Source organism: Desulforamulus profundi, from assembly GCF_002607855.1.
The window spans coordinates 1-1,808 of the sequence record NZ_AWQQ01000108.1 but is presented as its reverse complement, the minus strand read 5'-3'; the positions used below and the strand labels follow the sequence as shown (position 1 = coordinate 1,808).

1 protein-coding gene and 2 pseudogenes are annotated in these 1,808 nt (G+C 49.5%); all 3 read left to right on the top strand.

Features of this window, described 5'->3' with window-relative positions; translation table 11 throughout:
* Positions 1–82 precede the first annotated feature (82 nt).
* A pseudogene (spoIIIAD, locus tag P378_RS16035) lies at positions 83–468 on the top strand (stage III sporulation protein AD).
* 31 nt (positions 469–499) lie between these two features.
* A pseudogene (gene spoIIIAE, locus P378_RS24340) lies at positions 500–1,650 on the top strand (stage III sporulation protein AE).
* Positions 1,651–1,659: 9 nt separating this feature from the next.
* On the top strand, positions 1,660–1,808 hold a 149-nt coding region (locus P378_RS16025; protein ID WP_180261144.1), incomplete at its 3' end, for a stage III sporulation protein AF.

Sequence of the window (1,808 nt, the reverse complement as noted above, 5' to 3'; positions counted from 1 at the left end):
AGTAAATCAGAAGTGAGATTATTTAAGTTGTTTTATTTTCTCACTCCCACTTCTCACATCTCACAAGTGAGGTGACAGGGGCATGGACATTTTACAAATTGTAGGACTTGGTTTGGTGGTATGCATCCTGGCCATCATTCTGCGCCAGCAAAAACCGCCCATGGCCACGTTACTGACCATGACAGCCGGCGTCATCATTTTCTTTATCATGATGCCTCAAATTACGGGCGTGTTTACTGTTTTAAGAGACCTGGCCAGCCAGGCCAATGTCAGTATGATCTACATGGGAACCATTTTAAAAATTGTGGGCATCGCTATATTGCGGACTTTGGTTCCCAAATCTGCCGGGATGCCGGTGAGAACGCCCTGGCCTCCAAGATTGAGTTTGCGGCGAAAATTATCGTTCTGGTGATGGCGGTACCCATTATCGTAGCGGTATTACAGTCACTGATAAAACTGGTGCCTTAAGGTGGGGAGAAGGTTGCCAAAAATTATTTGTATGCTGTTCATGCTTTGTTTGCTTTTATCCCCGGTTCCGGTACAGGCGGCACCTGAACAGCAAAGCTCAGGTCCCGAAGGACAACTGGGCGAGCTGGAGATGAGCAAACTGGAGGAGTTCGTGGAACATTTGAACTCCGAGATTGAGGGAGCGGTCCCGGAACTGAAGTTTAAGGAATTGGTTCTTAAGCTGGTAAAGGGAGATTTGGACTGGCAGGTTTCGGACGTTTTTATAGGACTTATTAAATTTTTCTTTAAAGAGGTGGTGGCCAACGCTTCGCTGCTGGGGAAGTTGGTGGTGCTGGCGGTCATCTGTGCGGTGCTGCAGAATTTAATGTCTTCTTTTGAAAAGGGGACCACCGGCAAACTGGCCTATGCCGTCAGTTACATGGCGTTGATCAGCCTGGCAGTGGGGACCTTTACCCTGGCAGTCAATATTGGTCGGGAAGCGGTGGACAACATGGTCCACTTTATGCAGGCCCTGCTTCCCCTGTTGTTAACTTTGCTGGCAGCCATGGGAGGCGTAGCCTCAACGGCCATCTTTCATCCCATCATTTTTGGTTCCATCACGGCCATCGGGACAATCATCAAGGTCATCGTTTTTCCCTTAATCTTTTTCTCGGCGATTTTAAGCATCTTGAGCAACCTGTCGGAGAAATTTCAAGTATCCCGCCTGGCAGACTTAATGAAAAGCGTAGCCATGAGCGTGCTGGGATTATGCTCACTGTCTTCCTGGGCATTCTGGCCATCAAAGGCGTGGCCGGTTCGGTGACCGACGGGGTGGCAATACGGACGGCCAAATTTGCCACAGATGCTTTTATCCCGGTGGTGGGCGGCATGTTTTCGGATGCGCTGGACGCGGTGATCGGGTCTTCCCTGTTAATTAAGAATGCCGTGGGAATTGCCGGGGTCATCATTATCTTTGTGCTGACCATCTTACCCATGATTAAGATCTTTGCGGTGGCCTTTGTATACAAACTGGCGGGGGCACTCATTCAGCCGGTGGGGGATAAGCAAATGGCGGACTGCCTGACCGGTTTGGGCAAGAGCCTGATCAGCATCTTTGCCGCGGTGGCCACGGTGGGATTGTTGTTTTTCTTTGCCATCACCATCGTGGTTGGAATGGGCGATTTGATGACCATGCTGCGTTAAAGTGAGGTGATGACAGGTTTGGAAAGTATCAAGACACTGGTGCAGGTTTTAGTCATCATCATCGTGCTGGCGGTGTTTTTGGAAATGCTGCTGCCCAGCAGCCAAATGCAAGATTATGTGAAAATGGTGATGGGACTGCTGGTTATTATAGTGGTGCT